18 protein-coding genes are annotated in these 23,286 nt (G+C 75.5%); 10 read left to right on the top strand and 8 right to left on the bottom strand.

Annotation, left to right across the window (positions count from 1 at the left end; translation table 11 throughout):
- Nucleotides 1-70 precede the first annotated feature (70 nt).
- Both JOE63_RS04095 and JOE63_RS04090 read left to right on the top strand, forming a co-directional pair.
- On the top strand, nt 71-1,213 hold the full coding sequence (locus JOE63_RS04095) for a diacylglycerol/lipid kinase family protein (RefSeq protein WP_204539379.1): 1,143 nt from the start codon (nt 71-73) through the stop codon (nt 1,211-1,213).
- 158 nt (nt 1,214-1,371) lie between these two features.
- Nucleotides 1,372-6,072 (top strand): hypothetical protein, encoded by a 4,701-nt coding sequence (locus JOE63_RS04090; protein WP_204539376.1) that lies wholly within the window; start codon nt 1,372-1,374, stop codon nt 6,070-6,072.
- Between the two features lie 10 nt (nt 6,073-6,082).
- Here the strand turns inward: JOE63_RS04090 and bsh are convergent, their stop codons facing one another.
- From bsh to JOE63_RS04060, 6 genes are all read right to left on the bottom strand, one after another.
- Nucleotides 6,083-7,030, bottom strand: coding sequence for a choloylglycine hydrolase (gene bsh / locus JOE63_RS04085; protein WP_204539374.1), 948 nt, complete (start codon nt 7,028-7,030; stop codon nt 6,083-6,085).
- Between the two features lie 148 nt (nt 7,031-7,178).
- Nucleotides 7,179-8,069, bottom strand: a complete 891-nt coding sequence (locus JOE63_RS04080; RefSeq protein WP_374058990.1) for a glycosyltransferase family 2 protein — start codon at nt 8,067-8,069, stop codon at nt 7,179-7,181.
- 199 nt (nt 8,070-8,268) lie between these two features.
- Nucleotides 8,269-9,093 carry a DUF5926 family protein gene (locus tag JOE63_RS04075; RefSeq protein WP_087470861.1) on the bottom strand — a complete coding sequence of 275 codons (825 nt, stop codon included), beginning with the start codon at nt 9,091-9,093 and terminating at the stop codon, nt 8,269-8,271.
- 10 nt (nt 9,094-9,103) lie between these two features.
- On the bottom strand, nt 9,104-10,195 hold the full coding sequence (locus JOE63_RS04070; protein ID WP_204539371.1) for a pirin family protein: 1,092 nt from the start codon (nt 10,193-10,195) through the stop codon (nt 9,104-9,106).
- A gap of 644 nt (nt 10,196-10,839) precedes the next feature.
- Nucleotides 10,840-11,847: a hypothetical protein gene (locus JOE63_RS04065; RefSeq protein WP_204539369.1), complete on the bottom strand. Its 1,008-nt coding sequence runs from the start codon at nt 11,845-11,847 to the stop codon at nt 10,840-10,842.
- A 58-nt stretch (nt 11,848-11,905) separates the two neighbouring features.
- Nucleotides 11,906-12,481, bottom strand: a complete 576-nt coding sequence (locus JOE63_RS04060; RefSeq protein WP_204539366.1) for a DinB family protein — start codon at nt 12,479-12,481, stop codon at nt 11,906-11,908.
- A gap of 120 nt (nt 12,482-12,601) precedes the next feature.
- Between JOE63_RS04060 and JOE63_RS04055 the strand changes: the two genes are divergently transcribed.
- From JOE63_RS04055 to JOE63_RS04020, 8 genes are all read left to right on the top strand, one after another.
- Nucleotides 12,602-13,216: a TetR/AcrR family transcriptional regulator gene (locus JOE63_RS04055; protein WP_087470856.1), complete on the top strand. Its 615-nt coding sequence runs from the start codon at nt 12,602-12,604 to the stop codon at nt 13,214-13,216.
- Between the two features lie 93 nt (nt 13,217-13,309).
- Nucleotides 13,310-14,620, top strand: a complete 1,311-nt coding sequence (locus JOE63_RS04050; protein WP_087470855.1) for an MFS transporter — start codon at nt 13,310-13,312, stop codon at nt 14,618-14,620.
- 97 nt (nt 14,621-14,717) lie between these two features.
- On the top strand, nt 14,718-15,386 hold the full coding sequence (locus tag JOE63_RS04045) for a biliverdin-producing heme oxygenase (RefSeq protein WP_204539363.1): 669 nt from the start codon (nt 14,718-14,720) through the stop codon (nt 15,384-15,386).
- A 215-nt stretch (nt 15,387-15,601) separates the two neighbouring features.
- Nucleotides 15,602-16,876, top strand: a complete 1,275-nt coding sequence (locus tag JOE63_RS04040; protein ID WP_204539360.1) for a heme/hemin ABC transporter substrate-binding protein — start codon at nt 15,602-15,604, stop codon at nt 16,874-16,876.
- 131 nt (nt 16,877-17,007) lie between these two features.
- Nucleotides 17,008-18,018 carry a FecCD family ABC transporter permease gene (locus JOE63_RS04035; RefSeq protein ID WP_082918938.1) on the top strand — a complete coding sequence of 337 codons (1,011 nt, stop codon included), beginning with the start codon at nt 17,008-17,010 and terminating at the stop codon, nt 18,016-18,018.
- On the top strand, nt 18,015-18,887 hold the full coding sequence (locus tag JOE63_RS04030; RefSeq protein ID WP_204539358.1) for a heme ABC transporter ATP-binding protein: 873 nt from the start codon (nt 18,015-18,017) through the stop codon (nt 18,885-18,887). Before JOE63_RS04035 ends, JOE63_RS04030 begins: the two co-directional genes overlap by 4 nt.
- 134 nt (nt 18,888-19,021) lie before the next feature.
- The gene (locus JOE63_RS04025; protein WP_087470851.1) at nt 19,022-19,645 is read left to right on the top strand and encodes a nucleotidyltransferase domain-containing protein; all 624 of its coding nucleotides are present in this window, start codon (nt 19,022-19,024) and stop codon (nt 19,643-19,645) included.
- 38 nt (nt 19,646-19,683) lie between these two features.
- A complete protein-coding gene (locus tag JOE63_RS04020; RefSeq protein WP_087470850.1) occupies nt 19,684-20,040 on the top strand; it encodes a hypothetical protein in 357 nt (118 codons plus the stop codon).
- 105 nt (nt 20,041-20,145) lie between these two features.
- Here JOE63_RS04020 and JOE63_RS04015 read toward each other — a convergent pair whose 3' ends face one another.
- Together JOE63_RS04015 and JOE63_RS04010 are read right to left on the bottom strand one after the other, a co-directional pair.
- Nucleotides 20,146-22,233, bottom strand: a complete 2,088-nt coding sequence (locus JOE63_RS04015) for an elongation factor G (protein ID WP_204539355.1) — start codon at nt 22,231-22,233, stop codon at nt 20,146-20,148.
- A gap of 117 nt (nt 22,234-22,350) precedes the next feature.
- A complete protein-coding gene (locus JOE63_RS04010) occupies nt 22,351-23,178 on the bottom strand; it encodes a MerR family transcriptional regulator (protein WP_087470849.1) in 828 nt (275 codons plus the stop codon).
- Between the last annotated feature and the right edge of the window lie 108 nt (nt 23,179-23,286).

Here is a 23,286-nt window from a genome sequence, read left to right as displayed (position 1 = left end):
CCCCGGCCGCGACGGGACCGTCCCGTGCCCTGGCGGCGCCTTCCCGCACTGGCCCCGCTACGGTGTCGCCATGTCCTGGACGCTCTGGCTCGCGATCGCGGCGCTCGCCGTCGCGGTCGTGGCACTCGTCGTCGCGCTGGGCCTGCGCGCGCAGCAGACCCGGCAGCGCCGCGCGCACGGCGACGAGGCGCTTCCCGTCGAGGAGCCCCCGGTCGAGGACGACCCGCGCGAGCTCGTCGCGTTCGTCGCCAACCCGTCGAAGCCCGACGTCGCGGGTCTGGAGGCGGTCGTGCGCGCTGCCTTCGCGGACGCCGCGCTGCCCGACCCGCTGTGGTTCGAGACGACGGTCGAGGACCCCGGCGTCGGGCAGACACGCGCGGCGCTCGCGCAGGGCGCGGACGTCGTCGTCGCCGTGGGCGGGGACGGCACGGTCCGCGCGGTCGCCGAGGGCATGGTGGGCAGCGGCCGCACCATGGGCCTGGTCCCGGTGGGCACCGGCAACCTCCTCGCGCGCAACCTCGACCTGCCGGTGGGCGACACGCGCGCCGCGCTGGCCGTCGTGATCGCGGGGTCCGACCGCCCGGTCGACGTCGGCTGGGTCAAGGTGCTGCGCTACGCCGAGGACGTCGGCCACGCCGAGGGGGCGGAGCCGGTGGCCGCGCCCGACCCCGCCCGGGACGCCGGCACGGAGCACATCTTCCTCGTCATCGCGGGCCTCGGGTTCGACGCCGCGATGGTCGCCGACACCGACGACGACCTCAAGGCGAAGGTGGGCTGGGTCGCCTACTTCGTCGCGGGCATCCGGCACCTGCACGGGCGCCGCATGCGCGCGCGCATCCAGCTCGACGACTCGCCGCCCGTGGACGCGCGGCTGCGCTCCCTCCTCATCGGCAACTGCGGCCGGCTCCCCGGGGGGCTCACGCTGCTGCCCGACGCGGTCATCGACGACGGCATCCTGGACATCGCCGCGATCGACACGCGTGGCGGGGTCGTGGGCTGGGCGCAGCTCTTCGGGGAGGTCGTGATGCAGGGTCTCGGCGTGCGCAACGACCTGCCCGCCAAGATCGGACGGATCGACCACGCGCGTGCCCGGCGCGTCCGCGTGCGCGTCGAGGACGGGGAGCAGGCCCAGGTCGACGGCGACGTGCTGGGCCTCGCCGTGGAGATCGAGTCGCGCGTCGACCCCGGTGCCCTCGTGGTGCGCACCGCCTGACGCGCGGCGCCGGAACCGGCCACGCCCGGCCCGCTCCCGCCACCCTGTGGCCACGCCGCGCGAGAGCCGTGGAGGCCGCGTGAGCGTCCCGGGCGGACCTGCGACGACGCCGCTCGTCGGCCCCGGCCGGGCCCGAGGCGCCCCCGTAGGCTGGTCCGGTGACGTTCCCGGCCGCCGCGCTCCCCCCTGCCCGCACCCTCCCCGCCCGCCGGGGGGCGGCCGGCACGCGGGTGACCGCGCTCGCGACGGCGGTCGCCCTGGGCCTGCTCACCCTCCTCGGGACCGTCGCCGCGCCGCCCGCGGCCGCGGCGCCGTCGGGCACGACGGCGGTCCGAGCCTCGACCGGCACGTCGACCGGCACCGAGGTGGGCACCGCGCCGACGCACGACCCCCGGCCCGTGGTGCTCGTCGCGGTGGCGGGCCTGTACTGGAGCGACGTCTCGCCCACCGCGACACCGACGCTGTGGTCGATGATCCGCACGGGGTCGGTCGCGTCGCTCGGCGTGGGGCGGACCTCCTGCGCGACGGACGCGTGGCTCACCCTGTCGGCCGGGCAGATGGTGTCGTCCTCCGACCCCGCGGCCGAGGAGCCGGTGGAGGCGCCGCCCGTCAGCACGGATCCGCCCACGACGGGCTGCCCGCCGCTGCCCGTCCCCACCCCGGCGACGTCGGGCGCGACCGCGCCCGAGGCGCTGCCCGCCGACGTGCCCGGGTGGGCGACGCTCACCGCGCCCTCCGAGGAGGAGGCCGCCGCCCCGACGACGCACCACGCGCCCGGGACGCTCGCGACGCGGCTCGCCGAGACCGGCGTCTGCACGACGGCGGTCGGGCCGGGCGCCGCCGTCATGCTCGCGGACCCGAGCGGCCACGTGGAGCGGTACGCGTCCGTGCTCGCCGCGCTGCCCGAGGGCGGGCTCGACGCGTGCGACGTGACGGTGGTCGACCAGGGCGAGATCGTCGACTCCTCGCCCGGGCGGGGACAGAGCCTCGACGCGCTCGACGAGGCGCTCGCACGCGTCATGGACGAGGTCGACCGCGGCACGCGCGTCCTCGTCGCGGGCGTGCCCTCGGGGCCGGTCGGCGAGCCGGGGCTGCCGGTCGTCGTCGACTGGCGCAAGGGCGAGCCCACGAGCCGCTGGCTGCACTCCCCGAGCACGCAGAAGGACGGGATCGTCCAGCTCGTCGACCTCACGGCGACCGTCGTCGACGAGGCGGGCGGGAGCATCGAGGGCCTCGACGGCGCACCGCTGTCGCTGGGCGAGGTCCGGCGCATGGACGTGGCGCGCACGGTCGAGAACCGGCAGTACCTCAACGTCCTCACGAGCACCATCCCGACGCTCTACCCCGTGCTCGTCGGGCTGCTCGTCGCGACGCTCGTCGTCGCGCTCGGCGGGGCGCTGTGGGTGCGGCGCGCGGCGGCGCGCCGCGGCCTGCCGTCGCGCCCTGGCCCGGCCGGCCTGCGCGTCCTGTCCGCGGTGCTCCTGGTCGCGGCCGCGGCACCCGTCGCGGCCTCCCTCGCGAGCCTGTCGCGGTGGTGGGTGTGGAGCGCGCCGGCGCCGGCGCTCACCCTCGCCCTCGCCGTCAGCGCCGTCGCCGTCGCCCTCGTCGCGTGGACCGCCTCACGCCTCCTCCCGCGCCGACCGTGGGCGCTGCCGACGGCGCTCGCGGGCGTCACGTGGCTCGTCCTCACGGTCGACGGCGCGACGGGCACGACGCTCCAGCAGGCGTCCCTGCTCGGCACGTCCGCCGTCGCGGGCTTCACGCGCTTCTACGGCTTCAACAACGTGACCTTCGCCGTGTACGCGGTCGCGGGCCTCGTGCTCGCCGGCGGCCTGGCGTCCACGGCGCTCGCCCGGGGGCGACGGCGGCTCGCCGCCTGGCTGGTCGTCGCGGTCGGGGCGGTGACGATCGTCATCGACGGCTGGCCCGCGTTCGGCGCCGACTTCGGCGGGATCCTCGCGCTCGTCCCCGCGTTCGCGGTGCTCGCGCTGCTCGTCGGCCGGGTACGGATCACGTGGCTGCGGGCGCTCGTCGTGGCGGGCCTCACCGTGCTCGTGGTCGCCGTCGTCGCGGTGGTGGACTGGCTGCTGCCCGGGGGCAGCTCGCACCTCGGCGGGTTCGTGCAGACCGTCCTCGACGGCGCGGCGCTCGAGGTCATCGGGCGCAAGGCTCTCGGGGCCTGGGAGACCGTCGCGCAGCCCGCGGGTGTCGTCGCGGCGGTGCTCGTCGTCCTCACCGCCCTCGCGGCGCTGCGTCCGGAGCGCTTCCGCCTGCCCGAGGTCGCGCGTGCCTACGAGCGCTGGCCGCTGCTGCGCGAGCTCGTGGTCGCGCTCGTGGTCGTGGCCGGGGTGGGATCCGTCCTCAACGACTCGGGCATCATCATCGCCGTCATGGTCGTCGTCGTCGCGACCGCGATGATCGTGCCCGGCTTCCTCGCGCGCACCGCGCCGCCGCGCCCGGCGGCCGCGCTCCCCGAGCCGGGGATCCGGCACATGCCCACGATGCTCCTCACGGTCGGTGGCGGGCTCCTGCTCGTCGTCCTCCTCGTCTCGACCGTGCTCGCCTCGGGCGGGCTGCGTCCCACGTCCAGCGCCGCGCCCGCGGGCGGTGAGGCGGCCGTGACCCGCGCGGACGCCATCGCCACCGACCGACCGCTGGTCGTCGTCGGGACCACGGGCGTGACGTGGAGCGACGTCACGGCGTCCACCACGCCGACCCTGCACGCCCTGCTCACCGACGGCGCCGGCGCCGGGGGCGTCGCCCAGCCGACGGGTGCGGCGAGCCGCTGCACCGTCGGGGGCTGGCTCGCGCTCTCGGCCGGGCAGCTCGCCGAGGTCGCGACCGAGCGCGCGCCCGACGGCACGTGGGAGTGCCCGACGGCGCAGCCCGTCACCGCCACCGACGGCACCGACGGCGCGCAGGTCGACGGCTGGGACGACCTCGTCGCGCTGCAGCAGGGCTCGGCCTACCAGGCGCGGCTGGGCGTGCTCGGCGACGCGCTCGCCGGCGGCGTCGCGGGCGCCTCGTCGGGCGCCTCGACGAGCACCGTGTGCGCGACGGCCGTCGGCCCCGGCGCGGCGGTCGCCCTCGCGGACTCCCGCGGGGACGTCGCGCGCTACCGGGACCTCGCGAGCGCGACCGCCCCCGGGGGCGACGCGTTCGCGTGCCCGGTGACCGTCGTCGACGCGGGCGACGCGACGGCCCCGGCGGTCGACCCCGACCTCCCGGCCGAGGAGCGCGCCGCGCTCCGCACCTCGCTGCGGGTCGACCGGCTCGCCGCCGTGGACGCCTCCGTCGGCGCGGTGCTGGACGCGGTCCCGACCGGGACGACGGTGCTCGTCGTCGACGTCGCGGGAACGCCCGGGACGCGCCCGGCGCTCGGCGCGACGCTCGTGCGGCCGTCCTTCGACGGCCCCGAGCAGGCGCGGTACCTGACCAGCGCGGCCACGCGGACCGACGGCGTCGCGCGCGTCCTCGACGTCCCGGCGACCGTGCTCGACGCCGCGGGTGCCACGACCCCGGCCCGCATCCAGGACACGCCGCTGGCCTGGGGCTCGCCGCGGCCGCCGGACGCGACCTCGACCGCGGACGCGCTCGCCGACCTCACGACGCGCGACCACGTGCGGCGCGCCGTCTACACCGCGTTCGTCGACGTGCCGCTCTACGCGGGCCTCGTGATCGCCGGGCTGTGCCTGCTGCTCGCGCCGCGGGCCGCGCGCGCGACCGGAGACCGCGCCCGGGCGCGCTGGGCCCGGGCCGCGCACTGGGCGCGCGGGGCCGCGCTCGTCGTAGCCGCCGTCCCGACCGCCGCCTTCCTCGTGTCGCTCACGGGCTGGTGGCGGTTCGGGAACCAGACCCTCGCGATCGTCGTGTCGACCGTGCTCGCGACGGCGGCGGTCGCCGCGCTCGGCGCGCTCGCCCCGCGGCGACCCGTGTGGCTCGGGCCCGGGATCGTCGCCGGGATCACCTTCGCGGTGCTCACGCTCGACGCGCTCGTCGGGACGCCGCTGAACCGCGCCAGCCCGCTCGGCTCCGCGCCGACGTTCGGCGCGCGGTTCTACGGGTTCGGCAACCCGACGTTCTCCGTGTACGCGGTCGCGGCGCTCGTCCTCGCTGCGGCGCTCGCCCAGTGGCTCGTGGCCCGCGGGCACCGGTACGTCGCCGCGACGGTCGTGGGCGTCATCGGCGTGGTGACGATGATCGTGGACGTGTGGCCGACCCTCGGGGCCGACCTCGGGGGCGGGCTCGTCGTCGTGCCGGCGTTCGCCGTGCTGGGGCTGGCGGCGTCCGGAGCCCGGGTCACGTGGCGACGCTTCCTGCTCGTCGCCGCCGCCGGCGTCGGGCTCGTCGCCGCCGTCGGCGTGCTCGACTGGCTGCGCCCGGCCGACGAGCGGTCGCACCTCGGCCGGTTCGTCGGCCAGGTCGTCGACGGCTCCGCCTGGGAGACCCTGCTCCGCAAGGCCGGGTACGCGGCCCGTTCCGTGCTGGGCGGCGTGCCCGTGTGGCTGACGATCCTCGTCCTCGTCGCGGCGGCGCTCGTGCTGTTCTGGCCGCGGCGGTTCACGCCGGGGTGGTTCGCCCGGACCGAGGCCGCGTGGCCGCTCGTGCGCCCGACCGTGCTCGCCCTGTGGATCGTGTGCGTCGCCGGGTCGCTCGTGAACGACTTCGGCGTGCGCATCGCGCTCATCGCGCTCATCCCGGCGGTCCCGCTGCTCACCGTCGCGGCGCTGCACGCGGTCGGCGACCGCGCCGGGACCGGCGTGGAGCCGGATCGGGAGGACGCGCCGAGCGCCGAGGCGGACGCGCAGGGGGCGGCGTCGGCGGGCAGCGCCTCGCGGGTGGAGAGCGCGACGTCCTGAGCCTCCCGGTCTAGGCGAGGACGAGCTCCGTACCGCCCGCGGCGAGGTCGGCCATCGCGACGCTCCGGATCGCCGGGTCCTCGTAGGTGTTCCAGTAGTAGGTCGACGTGCGCGAGGAGAACAGCCCCGTGTACACCGTGATCTCGGACTCGCCCGACCCCATCAGGGCGCTGCCCTCGACCATCGCGACCTGCTGCAGCGTGTGGAAGGCGCGGCTGACGTTCTGCTCCTCGCTCTCCTGGGTCGGGTAGTGGGCGTTGACGTAGGCGGCGCGGACGAAGCGCGACGGCGAGTAGTAGTCCCCCGGGAGGCCGCGCATGTGCGAGCCCGAGCCGAACGGGGTGAGGACCGCCCCGCCCAGCTCCGTGTCCCCGGGGAAGTCGGGCGAGGTGTTGAGGTAGTTGCGCAGGTTCTCGTGGTGCCAGTCGAACCCGGGCTGGTTCGTGAGCACGTCGACGTCGTCGTGGAACACGTGCATGCCGTCCGCCGTGTGCTCGACGACGACGGCGCGCGTCGCGTCGGCGACGATCCAGTGGAGCATCGAGCTCGGGTAGGTGTCGTTGACCGGCCGGTCGACGACCACGACGTCCTGGAGCGCGGCCTCCGCCTCGTCCACGGTCGCGAACTGCGAGCACACCCACAGCGGGAGCTCGTACGCGGCGACGTTGACCGCGCCGTCGACCGGGCCGGGCGCGTAGGCCGCGTACCCCGGGAAGTTGAGCCCCGCGACGGCGAGGCCCGCGTCGTTGCCGCAGTCGAAGTAGAGCGGCGTCCCCTCCGCCACGATGCCCATGCCGAGGGTCGCGTGCCGGATGCCGGGCACCGCGCCGAACGGTGACCTCGGCGCGTACCCGGTGGGCGTGAGCACCACCCGCTGCCCGTACCCGCTCGTCCAGTCGAGGTTCCGCGCGAGGTAGACGCTCCCCCGGCCGTCCGAGAACCTGATCCCCGTGCACATGCCGATGCCCCCGTCGTCGTCGGTGCGGCCTCGCGCGGACGCGGGCCGCGGGCACGGCACCGTGCCCGCCCACCCAGGGTGGGCTCCCGTGGAGGCGCTCGCCACCCACGGGAGGGGACGGCGCGCCGGGCCCAGGCCGGGCCCGGCGTCAGTGCTGGTCGGCGGCCCGCACGCGGTCGACGGCGGAGCGCACCTTGCGCGCGTTCACGGCCAGCAGGACGTCGCGGTACTGCGCGGCGCGGTGGAGCTGACCCTTGAGGTCGTTGGACGACGCGCGGTGGCGCAGGTCGCACGGCACCTCGACGGCGACGTACCCCTTGCGGAGCAGGTCGATCGTCATGCCGGTCTCCACGCCCCAGCCGCGGGCGAGCGGGGTCGCGGCCTCGAACGCCTCGCGCGTGAGGCAGCGCATGCCCGAGAGCGGCTGCGTCGGGGTCCATCCCGTGAGGGACTGGATCGCGCGGCGCGCCGCACCGACGACGATCCCGCGGCCGCCCGCGCCCGGCTGCGGGGGGAGCAGCGCGATCGAGAGGTCCGCGTACCCGTCGAGCACAGGGGCGACGAGCGGCGCGGTGTTCACGGCGGTCTCGCCGAGGTCGCCGTCGATGAAGAGCAGGAGGCGCGGGGGGCGGTCGGCGGCGTCGCGCATGGCGACGACGGCCGCGCCGGTCTCCATGGCCGCGGCCTTGCCGCGGTTGTGCGAGTGGCGCACGACGACGGCTCCCGCCTCGCGCGCGACGTGCTGCGTGTCGTCCTCGCTCCCGTCGTCCACGACGAGCACGAGGTCGACGTGCGGGATCGCCTTGGCCGCGCGGACCGTCGCGGCGATGCGCCGGGACTCGTCCTTCGCCGGGATGATCACGGCGACGCGCTGCCGCACCGCGCGGCCGGTCCGGCCGTCGCCGACCGTCGGCCGCGGCGTGCGTGCCCGCGTGCCGGACGCCGAGAGGTACGTCGGCGGCGGCGTGCTCGCCGCGCCCGCAGGGGCAGCACTGCCCGTGTTGTTCCCCGACTCAGTCGACCGATGGTCCGCGTTCACGCCGTCCAGCCTAGTAGTGCAAAGAGTTGGCCGCAGAAGTGTCGTCGTTCCACCAGCAGATCCGCTCGGGATCTTCGCAGGACGACCGGGCTGCGTTCCCAGGTCCCCCGGATCCTACTCGACGCGACAGCCCGCCGACAGGGGCGTCGGCGGGCTGCTCGGGGCCGCGGGTCGGGCCGCCGGCCGGCATCCGTCAGCGTCAGCGCAGGGTCACCTGGCGCGACACGATCCCCGCGCGCGCCCGGCGCTCGTTCGCGTCGAGCGGCTCCGTGACGGCGAGCGCCTCGGTGAGGAGCGCGTCGAGCTCCGCGACCGGCCCCTCGAGCTCGTCCGCCTCCGTCCCGCGCGGCAGCTCCCACACCGGGACGAGCACGCCGCTCGACCGGAAGGCGCCGACGAACTTGCCGCCCGCGAGCCCCGACTCGCGCCGCGCGTGGAGGCGCGAGATCGCGTCGATGAGCGCGTCCTCGGGCTCCGGGCGGGCCCAGCGCAGGAACTCGCGCGACATGCGGCACCAGTACGCCGAGGTGACGGCGTCGAGCTTGACCGTGGGCACCATCGACTCGGCCGCCTGGTCGAGCGACGCGCGCAGGTCCGGCGTGATCTCCTCCGCCGGGTCGAGCCAGAACGCGAAGTCCTCGTGGACGGTGACGTCGAACGGGACCGAGGGGTCGAGGACGTCCTGCAGGCGCGGGCCGGCGTCGGGCAGCGCGCTCATCTCGATGGACGTGCCGGGCTCGGCGGCGATCGCCTCGAGCAGCGCCGCCGCGAGGTCGCGGCTCGTGTCGCCCGAGCCGGCGAGCGTCTGGACCGCGAGGAGGATCGCGCCGTCCTGGCGGTGCAGCGCGGCCCAGCCCGCGGGCAGGACGGTCACGACGGTGACGTCGCGCGCGCCGTGCTCCGCGGTCGTGCGGGCGGTCGCGGTGGCCGAGGGAACGACCTCGCGCATCGCGACCCAGTCGGTCTCGCCGGGCAGCCCCTCGAACGGGCGCAGCACGAAGTCGGGCGTGGAGTTCTTGGCCATGCGCGGCAGTCTACTGGCGCGCCGCCGGGCGGGTGCGAGGCCGCAGACGGACGTCGGGGAGGGCCGGCGCGGGGAGCGGGCCGCCGTCGTACCCGGCGACCTCGCCGTAGCGGCCGTCGTGCGCGCCGTCGGCGTAGCGCGTGCCACCATGGTTCGGTCCCTCGCCGCCGGTGACCACGAGCTGTGCCTGCCAGTCCGCGCGGGCGCGCGCGACGTCGTCGTGCGACCGGCCGACGAAGTTCCACCACATGACGATGTCCTCGCCGAACGGCTCGCCGCCCACGAGCACGACGCGCGCCGGTCCGTCCGGCCCCGCCTCGACCGTGAGCGTCGCGCGGCCCGGCGCGACGTACCCGAGCGCCGACGGCGGGACCTCCTCGCCCTCCAGGCGCACCGCCCCGTCGTCCACGAGCAGGCCGTGCTCGAACGCCGGGTCGACGTCGAGCGTCACGCGCGCGCCGGCCTCCAGGTCGACCTGCGCCCCGACGAGCGGCGAGTACGTCGTCGCGGGCGAGCGCAGCTCCGCGCCCGCGACGCGCAGGCTCCCGAGGAAGACCTGGACCCGGGCACCGGCGAGGTCCGCGACCGGCAGGTCGGCGTGGTGCTCGAACGCCGGCGGGTCCGCGAGCCGGTCGCCCGGGAGCGCGACCCAGAGCTGGACGCCGTGCAGGACCGGCGGGCGGACACCGCGCGGCGACTCCTCCGAGTGGGAGATGCCGCGGCCCGCGGTCATGAGGTTGAGCTCGCCCGGCCGGACCGTCTGGAGCGAGCCGACCGCGTCCCGGTGCAGGATCTCGCCGGCGAACAGCCACGTGACGGTCTGCAGGCCGGTGTGCGGGTGCGGCGGGACCTGCATGCCGTCCGTGCCGTCGCCGATCGCGGGCAGCGGGTCCGGCCCGTAGTGGTCGAGGAAGCACCAGGCGCCCACGAGCGAGCGCGCGCGCTGCGGGATCGTGCGGCGCACCCGCATCGCGCGCGTGCCGCCGAGCGGGACGTCGCGGTGCTCGAGGATCTCCACCGTCGGGGCCGCACCGGCGCCCTCGCCGTGCGGGGTCCCTGCGGAGCACACGCGCTCCTCGGGCCGGGTCTCGAGGTTGCTCATGGCACGAGCGTAGGCGCGGCCGACGGACCCGGCCCACCGGCCCACGAACGGGTCTTCGCGTCACGGCACGCCGGCGGGAGAATGGCAGCGAGGCCCCTCGGAGCAGGATTCCGAGGGGCCTCGCCGTGTCCGCGCGACCCCGGGGCGGTCGGGCCGGTGGCCCGTCGGGGCGCCGCTCGCGACGTGGCGGCCCGGCGCCCCCGCGCCGGCCCGGATGCCCCGGGCAGGCGTGCTGACGCCGATCGCGGTCGGCCTTCCGGGTCCGGTCGGAACCTGCGCCGTCGCGCGCAGCCCGCAGCAGGGGGTCGCGGGTCGTCCACCGTTCTCCGGTCAGCCGTGCCCTGGCGTTCGCGCCGGGCCGTCGTGCGCTCCTGGCCGGGGCCGTCAGACCCCTGTGTGCCGGAACACCGTCGTCCGTGTGCGCCCGTCCGGGCCGTTAGGCACGTTTGTAGTCCTCACCCGGAGGGCCTGCAAGAGTTCCCACCGATGTCATTTGGCAGGTCGCGAAGGCCACAGGTTCGTCCACAGGCGGCCCCGCGCGATTCCCACGGAACCCACAGCCCTGTGGACGAAATCTGTGGACAGCTCACCCGGCCGACACGCCCGGTTCGACGACGGCGCGCGCCTCGTGCGCACGCCGTCGCTCAGACCCAGAACTGCGTCGTCGGCGTCGCCGCCGGCGTGAGCCGCTCGTCGAGGTCGAGGTGCCGCACGACGAAGCCGCCGTCGTCGACGAGCGTCCCCGCGAGGCGCCCCTGGAGCATCGCCGCGAGCCGTGCGACGAGCACCCGGGCCCGCGAGCGCGCGATGACGTGCAGCCCCGACGGGCGCTCGACCTCGAGCTCGTACGGGTCCTGCGGGACCCACGTGACGCGGTAGGCGTGCGGGCCGTGCTCGCGCCAGTCGAGCGCGCCGAGGGCGAGCGGCACCTGCGGCACGCGCTGCGCCGCCAGCCGGACCGCCCCGTCGTACGGCGTCTCCCCCGACAGCACGTACTCCGCGAGGCCGTCCGGGCGGGGGTGGACCGCGACGACGCGCGCGCTCGGGACCGTCGTGCGCAGGACGCCGAGCGCGTCGTCGGGTCCGAGGACCTGCGCGCTGTAGAGCGTGAGGTCGACCCCCGAGGCGGGGTCGGGCGTGAGCACCGTCCGCCCGTCCGCGACGACGGCGCCCCCGACGCGTCGGGCCGCTGCGACGGCCCAGCCCAGCACCTGGAGCTCGACGCCCTGGGGCAGCCCGGCGGCGAAGGCGCGGGCGAGACCGTCACGGTCCTCGGCGAACGGGATCGGGGCGCCGCGGGGCGCGGGGTCGTCGACGTGCAGCGCGAAGGCCTCGGCGCTCCCGCCCGCGAGGTCGAGCGCCTGGGTCTGCGGCGGCGTCAGCGGGAACGGTCCGACGACGCGTGCGCCCTCGGCGAGCCGGAGCTCGCCCGGCGCGACCACGCCGTCGGGCACCACGCCCCGGAACCGTGCGCCCACCATGGGGCGGGCCGCTCGCCCGCCTGCGGGCGGCGTCGTCCACGCCGCGTCGGCGAACCAGGCGCGCGCGAGGGCGTCCACGGGCGTGCGGGCCGCACCGCGCGAGCGCGGCATCGCGAGAAGGTGGGCACCGGCGTGCGCGTCTGGCACGAGACCGGCGACGGTGGCGTCCATGACCGGAACGTAGTTGGTCCGGAATGCCGGGACGTTACGGCCGTGTCACGGCCGCGGGTCAGGCGTCGACGTCGTGCAGGTGGTGCACGACGTCGTGCACGAAGTACTGGCCGAGCGTGCGGACCGTGAACACCGACCCGTTCGAGCGCCGCCCGGGGCGCTCCCACTGGTCGGGGACCAGGGCGTCGAAGCGGCCTGCGACCCGCTCGCCCGCGATCTCGAGCTCCCGCGCCACGACCGCCGGGTCCTGGTGCGCGTAGTCGTCCTCGACGGCCGTCGCGTCCTGGTCCCAGTTGGCGAACTGCGGGTCGTCGCCCTCGACCATCGACTGCACGCGCACGTCGAACACGGAGAAGACGTCGCGGACGTGCGCGGCGTACTCCAGCACGGACCAGGTCGTGGCGTCGGGGCGGACGCGCACGTCCTCGCGGCCCAGCGCGCCGACGTAGCGCGGGATCGCGTCGCGCACCGCGGCCCCCACCCGGTCGGGCGTCACCTCGGCCGCCACGAACCCGCACTCCGGGCACGGCCGCTCCATGACCCACGTCCAGTCCTTGGTGTCCGCGGGGACGGGCGGGAAGTCCGGGTCCGGCGTGGTCGCGGGGACGCCGTCGGGCGACGCGGTCGTGTCCATGGCGGCAGTGTGCCAGACGGCGGAGCGCGCCCGGGAGGCCCGGCCGCGGCCTGGCTGCGGCCCGGCTGCGGCCCGGAGGAGCCGATTAGCGTTCTGACACGACCTCCCTATGATGTCAGCATGCCCAAGATCATCGGAGGGTCCCTCCACGAGCACCGCGCCCAGACCCGGCAGAAGCTCTTCGCGGCGCTCTCGACCCTGATGATGGACCGCGGCTTCGACGCCATCTCCCTCGCCGACATCGCCTCGGCCGCCGGCGTCGGCCGCACCGCGGTGTACAACCACTTCCCCGACAAGGAGGCGCTGCTCCTCGGGTTCATCACCCACGAGACGGAGCAGTACGTCGGGACGCTCGAGCGGGCGCTGGAGGACGTGGACGACCCGGTCGAGCAGCTCCGCACGTACATCCGCCAGCAGGCCCAGCTCAAGCGCATCTTCCACCTGGCCCCCGGCCCGGACCTGCGCACCGTGCTGTCGCGCACCACGCGCCAGCGCCTGCGGGAGCACGCCGAGCTCGTCGAGGCGATCCTGCGCCGGATCGTCGCGTCGGGGATCGAGGTCGGGGAGTTCCCCGAGCAGGACATCGAGACGACCGTGCAGCTCGTCAACGCCTGCCTGTCGGGCCGGCTCGTCCCCGACGACCCGGACGCGCGCGAGCAGGCGATCGAGGCGACCGAGGCCTTCGTGCTGCGCGCCGTCGGGGCCGACGCGTCGTCGCCCGCGCTCGCGCGCTGACCCGACCGGCCCGCCACGCCCTCCCCTTCTCCCCCGAGCAGAAGCGGCCGAGAGCGCGTGATGCCTCCGGCAACCGTCACCTAGCCTCGGGGGGTGCCGACCCGCCGCCGCCGCAGCCTCCCCGACGCCCCTGCCCGGGTGCGCGCCGGGCTCGGCGCGCCGTTCCGGAACGTCTTCACGGCGAACCTCAGCTCCAGCCTGGGCGACGGGATCGCGCGCGTCGCGTCGCCGCTGCTCGCCGCCCGGCTCACCGACGACCCGTTCCTCGTGTCCGGCATCGCCGCCGTCTCGCTCCTGCCGTGGCTGTTCTTCGCGATCCCCGCCGGGGTCCTCCTCGACCGCGTCGACCGCCGGCACGCGCTCGCGCTCGCGAACGGCGCGCGCACCCTCCTCGCCCTCGGGCTCGTCGCCCTGGCCGCGACGGGCACGCTGACCATCTGGTGGCTGTACGCCGTCGTCTTCCTCTACGGCGCGCTGGAGACCGTGTACGACGGCGCGATCCGCGCGGTGCTGCCGTCGATCGTGCGGCCCGCCGACCTCCCGCGCGCGAACTCGCGCATCGAGGCGGGCGAGATCACCGTCCAGAACTTCCTCTCGGCGCCGCTCACGTCGGCGCTCTTCGCGGTCGCCGTCGTCGTGCCGCTTGGGACCGGTGCGGCCGCCTACGCCGTCGCCGGGGCGCTCGCGCTGTTCCTCCCCGCCGTCGCCGCGGGCGAGCACCGGACCGTGGCCGTCGAGGGAGCGGAGCCCGCGCCGCCCTGGTTCCGTCAGCTCGGGGACGGGTTCCGCTACCTGTGGGCGCACCCGACCCTGCGCCCGCTGTGGCTGCTCTCGATCGTCGTCGGGCTGTGCTTCTCCGCCGCGACCGCGACGATCGTGCTCTACGTCCTCGACGTGCTGGGCGTCCCCGAGGCCTGGTACGGCACGTTCCTGCTCGTCGGGGCGGCCGGGTCGCTCGTCGCGGCGGCCGTGGCGAACCCCGCCAAGGAGCGCTTCGGGACCGGCCCGACGATGGCCGTCGCGAACCTCGTCTCGACGGTCGTCCTCGTGCTCCTCGGGCTCGCCCCGCTCCTCCCGGACGCCGGCGCCGCGGTGGTCGTCGGCGCCGTCCTGTTCGCGGTGAGCTCCGGGGCGGTCACGGTGTGGAACGTCCTCGTCATGTCGCTGCGCCAGGCGATGATCCCCGGCCGCCTGCTCGGCCGGGTGCACGGCACGTGGCGGACGCTCCTGTGGGGCGTCATGCCGCTCGGGGCGTTCCTCGGCGGGCTCCTGGCCCGCACGGACCTGGCGACGCCGCTCGTCGTCGGCGGCGGGTTGGGCACGCTGGTCGCGCTGCTGGGCTTCCGGTTCCTCGCCGGGCTCCCCGACCCGGAGGACGTGGCCCAGATCTCGGACAGAGGATAGGCAACCCTCACCTGGTTGGGTTACAGTTCCTGACGCATCGTCATGACACTGCGTCAGGACGAGCACCCCGACCCGACGCTACCCGCAGGAGCCATCCGTGACTGCTCTCACCCAGGACCTCGACCGCACCGACGAGTCCGTGCCGCTGTCCCAGCGCCTGCGCGAGGGCACGCGTCCCGAGCACGAGCGGGCCGAGAGCTCCGGGTTCGTCGAGCGCCTCATGTCCGGGCAGCTCGACGTCGCTGCGTACGCCGACCTCGCCGCGCAGCAGTGGGCCATCTACGGCGCGCTCGAGGACGCCGGCGCCGCGATGCGCGCCGACGCCCAGGGCTCGACGCTCGTCTTCGACGAGCTCACGCGCACCCCCGAGATCGAGAATGACCTCACGTTCCTCGTCGGCCACGACTGGGCCGAGCGCATCACCATCCACCCCGCGACCGAGCGCTACGTCGCGCGCCTGCGCACGGTCGGCGCGTCGCTGCCCGCCTACGCCGCGCACGCGTACACCCGCTACCTCGGCGACCTCTCCGGCGGGCAGATCATCAAGCGCATGCTCGAGCGTCACTACGGCCTCTCGGGCGACGGCCTCGCGTTCTACACGTTCGTCGAGATCCCCAAGTCCAAGCCGTTCAAGGACGTCTACCGCGAGCGCCTCGACGGCCTCGTCCTCACCCCCGAGCAGCTCGACGAGACCGTCGCCGAGGCCAAGCACGCCTTCCGCCTCAACAGCGACCTCTTCGCCGACCTGGGCACCGCCCACCCCTGACGCCGAGTCTCTTCCGCGGGTGACCAGGGCTCTTCCTCGAGTGGCCGAGCTCTCGCTCGGTCGACCGGGGATCGGTTCGGTGCAATTTCACGTGAGGCGCGTAACTCGCGAGACGGTCGAGACGGCCTCCAAGTCAGGTTAGGCTCGTCTTATCTGGGGTGGACGACCACGTCGGGTCGTGTCCTCCCCGCGCACCGCTCCCTGGAGAACTCCCCATGCCTCACGCTGCCCGTTCCGCGCTGCACCTCGGCTCGTCGGCTAGCCGCTCGACGTCGCCAGCGGGTTCGTCCGACGTCGCGCCCGGGCGGGCACGCCGGGTGGCGACGGCGCTGACCGGGGCGGGGGCCGTCGTCGTGCTGGGGCTCGTGGCGGCGTGCTCGCCGCTCCCCTACGAGCCGCCCGCGACGCCGTCGGCGGGAGCGAGCCAGGACGCCGCGCCCGTCGAGGCGGCGCCCGCGGAGGACGCCGACCAGACGACGGGCGCGCCGGCCTGCACGACGCTCGCGGAGTCGCGGGCCGCGGGCGGCGGCACCGACGTCGACCCGGCGTCGTTCCCCACCGGGCCGACGACGGCCACGTTCGCCGACGACGCGATCCACCCGGTCGCGGACGCCCCGACGCCGCAGCTCCCCGTCACGGTCGCGTCGGCCGACGGCCGCCAGGTCGAGATCACCGACGTGAGCCGCATCATCCCGGTCGACCTGTACGGGACGCTCGGCGAGATCGTGTACAGCCTGGGCCTGGGCGACAACGTCGTCGGGCGCGACCTGCCGACCGGGTTCCCCGAGGCCGCGGACGTCCCCGTCGTCACGGGCGCGGGCCACGCGCTCGACGTCGAGGCGATCCTCGGGCTCGACCCGTCCGTGATCCTCACCGACGCGACGATCCTCACCGACGACGTGCGTGGCCAGCTCGAGAGCTCGGGCATCCCCGTCGTGTACTTCGACGAGGCCCGCACGCTCGACGGCGTGGACGACCGGATCCGCGCCGTCGCGACCGCGCTCGGCGTGCCCGAGCAGGGCGAGGCGCTCGTCGAGCGCACGGACCGGCAGATCTGCGCGGCGCTCGACGCCGTCCCGCACGACACCGGGACCCCGCGCGTCGCGTTCCTCTACCTGCGCGGGTCCAACATCAAGATGCTGTTCGGGCCCGGCTCGGGCGCGGACGACCTGGTCCGCGAGATCGGCGGCGAGGACGCCGGGACCGCGATCGGTCTCACGCAGCAGTACGCGCCCGTCACGAGCGAGGCGATCATCAGCGCCGCGCCCGCCGCGTACCTCGTCATGACCGACGGCCTGGAGTCCATGGGCGGCCTCGACGCGATGATGGCGATCCCCGGGCTGGCGCAGACGCCCGCGGGCGAGGCGCGCCGCGTCGTCGACATGGACGGCTCGCGCCTCCTCACGTTCGGCCCCCGCACCGGGTACACCGTCGCGTCGCTCGTCGAGGCGTTCTACGGCGTGCCCGCGCCCGAGCTCCCCGCGTCGTGAGCGCGGTGACGCGCCCGCCGGGCGCCACGGAGGACGCCCCCGCGCCCGACGACGCCCCGCGCCCGGGCGGTCGACCCGCCCGGGTGGGGCCCGCCGTCGGGCGGCAGCGCCGCCGGGCCGCGCGCTGGCTCATGGTCGGGCTGGGCGTCGCGCTCGCGGTGCTCACGGTCGTGTCCGGCATGACCGGCCAGGTGCCGGTGTCGCCCGCGGAGGTGCTGGGCTCGCTCGCGCACCACGTCGGGCTCGACTGGGGCCCGATGCCGTCGCACCCGCAGGGCGAGAACGCGCTGTGGGTCGTGCGGTTCCCGCGCGTCGTGATGGCGATCGTCGTGGGCGCCGCGCTCGCGTGCTCGGGCGCGCTCATGCAGGGCGTGTTCGGCAACCCGCTCGCGGAGCCGGGCGTCATCGGGGTGTCGTCGGGCGCGGCCGTGGGCGCGTGCGCGGTCATCGTCACCGCGGGCGCGCTCGTGCCGGGCACGTGGGTCGCCGGGGCGGCGTTCCTCGGCGGTCTGGTCACCACGTTCGTCGTCTACGCGCTCGCGCGCGCCGGCGGGCGCACGGAGGTCGTGACGCTCGTGCTCACGGGCATAGCGGTCAACGCGTTCGCGGGCGGGATGCTCGCGTTCTTCACGTTCGTCGCCGACCCGGCCGCGCGCGAGCAGATCGTCTTCTGGCAGCTCGGGTCGCTCGGCGGCGCGACGTGGCAGTCGGTCGCGGTCGTGCTGCCGATCGCCGTCGTCGGGGTCACGGGCGCGATGCTCGTGCGCCGCAAGATGGACCTCCTCGCGCTCGGCGAGCGCGCCGCGCAGCACCTCGGGGTCGACGTCGAGCGCCTGCGCCAGCTCGTCATCGTGCTCGTCGCGCTGCTCGTCTCCGCGGGGGTCGCGTTCACGGGGATCATCGCGTTCGTCGGGCTCGTCGTGCCGCACCTCGTGCGCATGGTCTGCGGACCGAGCCACCGCACGCTCATCCCCGCGTCCGTGCTGGGCGGCGCCGTCGTCCTGCTCGCCGCGGACCTCCTCGCGCGCAGCGCCGTCGCGAACGTCGAGCTGCCGCTCGGCATGATCACGTCGCTCGTCGGCGGGCCGTTCTTCTTCTACCTGCTGCGCCGCACGCGCTCGCGCCAGGGAGGCTGGGCATGAGCGACCTGCGCCACGAGGGCTCCTCGTTCCTCGGCTCGCTGCGCACCGCGGTCACCGGTGCCCGACGGCGGCCCCGCCTCCCCGAGCGCGTCGCGCCCGGCGACGTGGTCACCGCCGCGCACGACGTCTCGCTCACGCTCGGCGAGGCACCGATCCTGCGCGACGTGTCCGTCGACGTCCGCGCGGGCGAGGTCCGCGCGCTGCTCGGACCGAACGGCGCGGGCAAGTCGTCACTGCTCGCCGTGCTCACGGGCGACCTGGTCCCCGAGGCAGGGGACGTCGTCGTCGACGGCCGACCGCTGCGCGCGTGGACGCCGACCGAGCTCGCCCTGCGCCGGTCCGTCATGCTCCAGCAGGTCGCGCTGAGCTTCCCGTTCACGGCCGTGGACGTCGTGTGCATGGGCCGCTCGCCGTGGCGCGGCACGCCGTTCGAGGACGAGGACGACGCCGCGGTCGCCGAGGCTCTGGCCGCGACCGACGTCGAGCACCTCGCCGACCGGCACTTCACGTCGCTGTCCGGCGGGGAGAAGGCGCGCGTCGCGCTGTCCCGCGTGCTCGCGCAGCGAACGTCGCTCCTCATGCTCGACGAGCCGACCGCCGCGCTCGACCTCAAGCACCAGGAGCTCGTGCTCCAGCTCGCCCGGGCGCACGCCGCCGCCGGCGGTGCCGTGGTCGTCGTCGTGCACGACCTCTCCCTCGCCGCCGCCTACGCCGACCAGGTCACCGTCCTCGCGGGCGGGCGCGTCGTCGCCGACGGCAGCCCGCGCGACGTCCTCACCGCCGAGCTGCTGAGCGGCGTCTACGACTACCCCGTCGAGGTCCTCGACCACCCCGGCGGCGGCGCGCCGATCGTCGTGCCGCGCCGCTGACACCGTCGGGTGCGAGGACCGATCGAACGTGGAACGCGCTTCTGCCGCGCACCTCTGCGCTCGTCGACTATGATCGACGAGCATTGACTATCATCGACAGTTGTCGACGATCATCAGTAACAGCAGAGGTTCCCATGGACACCGCCCGGCCGTTCGCCGTCGTCACCCCCACGCTGGACGGCGATGCCCTCGCGCGCCTTGCCCTCGCCGATGCGTCGTTCACGGCCGGCGAGCTGAGAAGACTGATCCCGCACGCTTCCGTGGACGGGATCCGCAAGGCGCTCAACCGTCTCTCGGAACAGGGCATCGTCGAAGCCCGTCGCGCGGGACCGGCCATCACCTACCGGATGAACCGCGACCACGTCTCCGCCGACGCGGTCGTCGAGCTCGCGCGCTGGCGTGAGCGCACCCTGGAACGTTTCGCGCACGCGGTGGACGGATGGACACCCTCCCCCGTCTACGGCGCGCTGTTCGGGTCGTGGGTGCGAGGCGACGCGACCCCGAGCTCGGACCTGGACGTGTTCCTCGTACGGCCCACCGCCGCGGATCCGGACCGCTGGGACGAGCTCGTCTCCGAGCTCGAGCGTGAGGGCACCCGGTGGACGGGGAACGACACGCGGGCTCTGGTCCTCGCCGAGGATCACGTGCGCGCCGAACCGGACGATCCCGTCCTGCGTTCCGTCGTCGAGGAGGGTGTGCGGTTCGCGGGCTCGTCGTCCTGGCTGCGGCGGCACGTTCGCGCAGGGCCCCGCTCGTGAGGACGGCGAACGGCGACCTCCCCGCACGACGTGGACGGATGTCCAAGGCCACGCAGTTCGCGGCGGCCGCGCACGACGTGCTCGACCTCGCCGACGAGGCCGCTGACGTCGCCGACGCGTTCGTCACGCTCGCCGTCCACGCCGGCATCGCCGCGGCCGACGTCGTGTGTTGCGTGCGCCTCGGCCGCTACTCCCGATCCGAGAACCACCAGGATGCCGTCGCGCTCCTGACGGCCGCCGACGGCGACGCGGCTCGACATCTGAGCAGCCTCCTGCGGCTCAAGACACGCGCCGGATACTCGCCCTCCTCGGTGAGCTCGCAGGACGCCGTGCGCGCGGAACGAGCGATGGACGCTCTGGTAGAGCTCGCACGAGGGCTCAGCGCCGCGCCGTGAACGCAGCACGGTCCACGTCTCTGCGGAACGGCGACCTGGCGACGCCCTGCGAAGACCAGGGTCCTCCGTCGACAGACCAGGGTCCTACCTCGGCGCACCACGGTTCTATCTCGCCGGGGCGGGGACGCCTCCCGGAAGGACCTCGTAGCGGTCGGGGACGGCGGTGAACGACCCACGCCCGCCGGTGAGGGAGCGCAGGTCGAGGACGTAGCGGGTGAGCTCGGCCTCGGGGACGAGCGCGTCGACGCGGACGCGGCCGTCGGGCAGGGAGTCGGTCGCGGTGATGTGGCCGCGGCGGGCGGAGAGGTCGCCCATGACGTCGCCCTGCGCGTCGGGCGGGACGGTCACGGACACGGCGGAGACGGGTTCCAGGACGACGGTGCCCGCCGCGGCGAGCGCCTCGCGCAACCCGACCCCGCCCGCGGTGCGGAACGCCATGTCGGACGAGTCGACGGAGTGGGCCTTGCCGTCGAGGACCTCGACGCGCAGGTCGACGACCGGGTAGCCGTGCGGCCCGCCGCCCTCCATCGCCTCGCGCGCGCCGCGCTCGACGGCCGGGAGGTACTGGCGCGGCACCGACCCGCCGACGACGGAGCTGACGAACGCGAACCCCTCGCCGCGCGGGAGCGGCGACACCCGGAGCTGCACGACGGCGAACTGCCCGTGCCCGCCCGACTGCTTCTTCACCTTGCCCTCGACCTCGACGGCGCGCGTGATGGTCTCGCAGTAGGCGACCTGGACGGGCTCGGTCGTGACGCGCACGCCGAACGAGCGCTCGAGCCGCTCGACGGCGACGGCGAGGTGCGTGTCGCCGAGGCCCCCGAGCACGGCCTGGGAGCCGGTGAGGTCGACGTGCAGCGTCGGGTCCTCGGCGCGCAGGCGGGTCAGCGCGGAGGAGAGCTTGTCGTCGTCGGACTGGGACACGGGCCGCAGCGCGACGGCGTAGACCGGGGGCCGCTCGGGGAGCTCGCGCGCGGACACGGGCGCGCGCCGCGCCGCCAGCAGCGTCCCCGTCGTGGCGGCCGAGAGCTTCGCGACGGCGGCCACGTCGCCCGCGACCACCCGGTCGACCGCGACGTGCTCGCGACCGCGCAGCCGGAACAGACCGTGCACGCGGTCCTCGGCACCGGTCGCGGTGCTCACGAGGCGGTCGCCCGTCGCGACGGACCCGGAGAGGACCTTGAACACCGAGACCTGCCCGACGAACGGGTCGACGACCGTCCGGAACACTTGCACGAGCGCGTCGCCCGCGGGGTCCGCCGCCACCTCGGACGTCGCCGCGGCACCCGACCCCGCGCCGTCGGGCAGCGCGACGACGGACGCGCGGTCGACGGGCGAGGGGCCGAGCTCGCACACGAGGTCGAGCACGCGGTCGACGCCGACGCCCGTGACGGCGGACGCGAGCAGCACGGGCACGGCCTCCCCCGTGAGCACCTCGTGCGCGAGCGTGCGCTCGAGGTCCGCGGCCCCGGGCTCGTCACCCGCGAGGTACGCCTCGAGCTGCTCGTCGTCGTGCGTGACGATCTCCTCGACGACCTCGTCGTGCAGGGCGTGCTCCTCGTCCCGCACGTCCGCGGGGACGTCCTCCTCGTGGGTGCGCCCGTCGCCGTCGTACTCGCGGGCGCGCTCGGTGAGGACGTCGGCCACGCCGTGCAGCGACTGCTCCTCGCCGAGCGGGAGCTCGAGCGGCACGAACGGCGCGTCGAGCGCGCCGCGCAGCGCGGCGAGCACGGTGCGGAAGCTCGCCCGCGCGCGGTCCTCCTGGGAGACGACGACGAGGCGGGGGATCCCCGCCTCGTCGCAGCGTCGCCAGACCTCCTCCGTGCCCGACTGGACCCCGTCGACGGCGCTCACCACCACGACCGCGAGGTCGGCCACCGCGAGCGCCGCGTCCACGGAGCCCGCGAAGTCCGGGGATCCCGGGGTGTCGAGCAGGGTGACCTGGTGCGTGACGCCGTCGGGCGCCCGCCAGTCGAGGTGCGCGACGCCGAGGCTCACCGAGATGCCGCGGGCGACCTCCTCGGGCTCGTGGTCGCAGACGGTCGTGCCCTCGGCGACGGAGCCGGCCCGCGGGATCGCGCCCGCGCGATGGAGGAACGCCTCCGCGAGCGTGGTCTTGCCGGACCCGCTGTGCCCCACGAGGGCGACGTTGCGGGTCGTGGCCGGGCCGGTGGACGTCGACGTCGTGGCCATGGCTGCCTCCTGGCGGCGGCGGGGCGCCGTGTCCCGCCAGGCTTCCAGGCTAGTGACGTCCCGGTGATCCCGCCCGGGCCGATGGTCCCGGGCGGGATCACGTCCGCGGGCGCACCGTCAGAGGTTGCGCTCGACGTAGACGCGCAGCGCGTCGCGGACGAACGTCGCGCCCTCGACGCCGCCGTAGTTGAGCGCGAACCGCGGGTCCTCGACGTACATCTCGCCGAGGCCCAGCAGGTACCCCCGCAGCGGCCCGGGCTCGTGCGCGGGGTTCGCGGGCACGGTCTGGAGCCAGTCGACGTGGCGCCGCGCGAGCGCCTGCGCCTCGTCCGACGCCGGGTCGACGCCGGCCTCCGCCGCCGCTGTCCAGTCGCCGTTGAGCCGCTCGACGCGGTCCTTGAACGCCGCCTTCTCCGCCTCGCTCAGGCCGCTCCACCAGGAGTGCCCGCGCGCGTACGCGTCCTTGCCCCAGCGGTCCTCGACCTCGGCCTGGTACCGCGTGTGGTCGAACCCGTCGAACATGTCGTCCGCCATGAGCTCGCCACCTCCTTCCATCGTGGTGATCGTCCGTTCGACCGACGCGATCTGTCGCGCCAGCCGCTGCCGCTCCGCCTGCAGCCACTCGAGGTGGCCGCGCAGCGCCCGCACCTGGGCGTCGCGCTCGGCGCTGCCCGACGCCGACCCATCACCCCGGACGTCCGCGGCTCCGTCGAGCGCGTCCTGGATCGCGGGGAGCCCGAGGCCGAGGTCGCGCAGGAGGAGGATCCGCTGGAGCCGCACGAGCGCGTCCGCGTCGTAGTGGCGGTAGCCGTTGGACGCGACCCGGCTCGGGCGCAGCAGCCCCACCGCGTCGTAGTGACGCAAGGTCCGGCTCGTCGTGCCGGCGAGGCGCGCGACCTCCTGGATGGACCAGTCGGCCGTGCGCCCGGTGCCCGCGGTGTACATCTCCGGTCTCCTCCCGTGCCTCTCGGTCAGGTTCGTACGGCAACGAGGACCACGCTAGAAGTTGACGCTACGTCAAGGTCAACCCGTCGCTCGGACGACGCGCAACGG

The sequence above is a fragment of the Cellulosimicrobium cellulans genome, from assembly GCF_016907755.1.
Classification (GTDB): Bacteria; Actinomycetota; Actinomycetes; order Actinomycetales; family Cellulomonadaceae; genus Cellulosimicrobium; species Cellulosimicrobium cellulans_D.
Note: the sequence above shows the minus strand (reverse complement) of the source record. Positions and strands in the feature narration are given on the sequence as shown.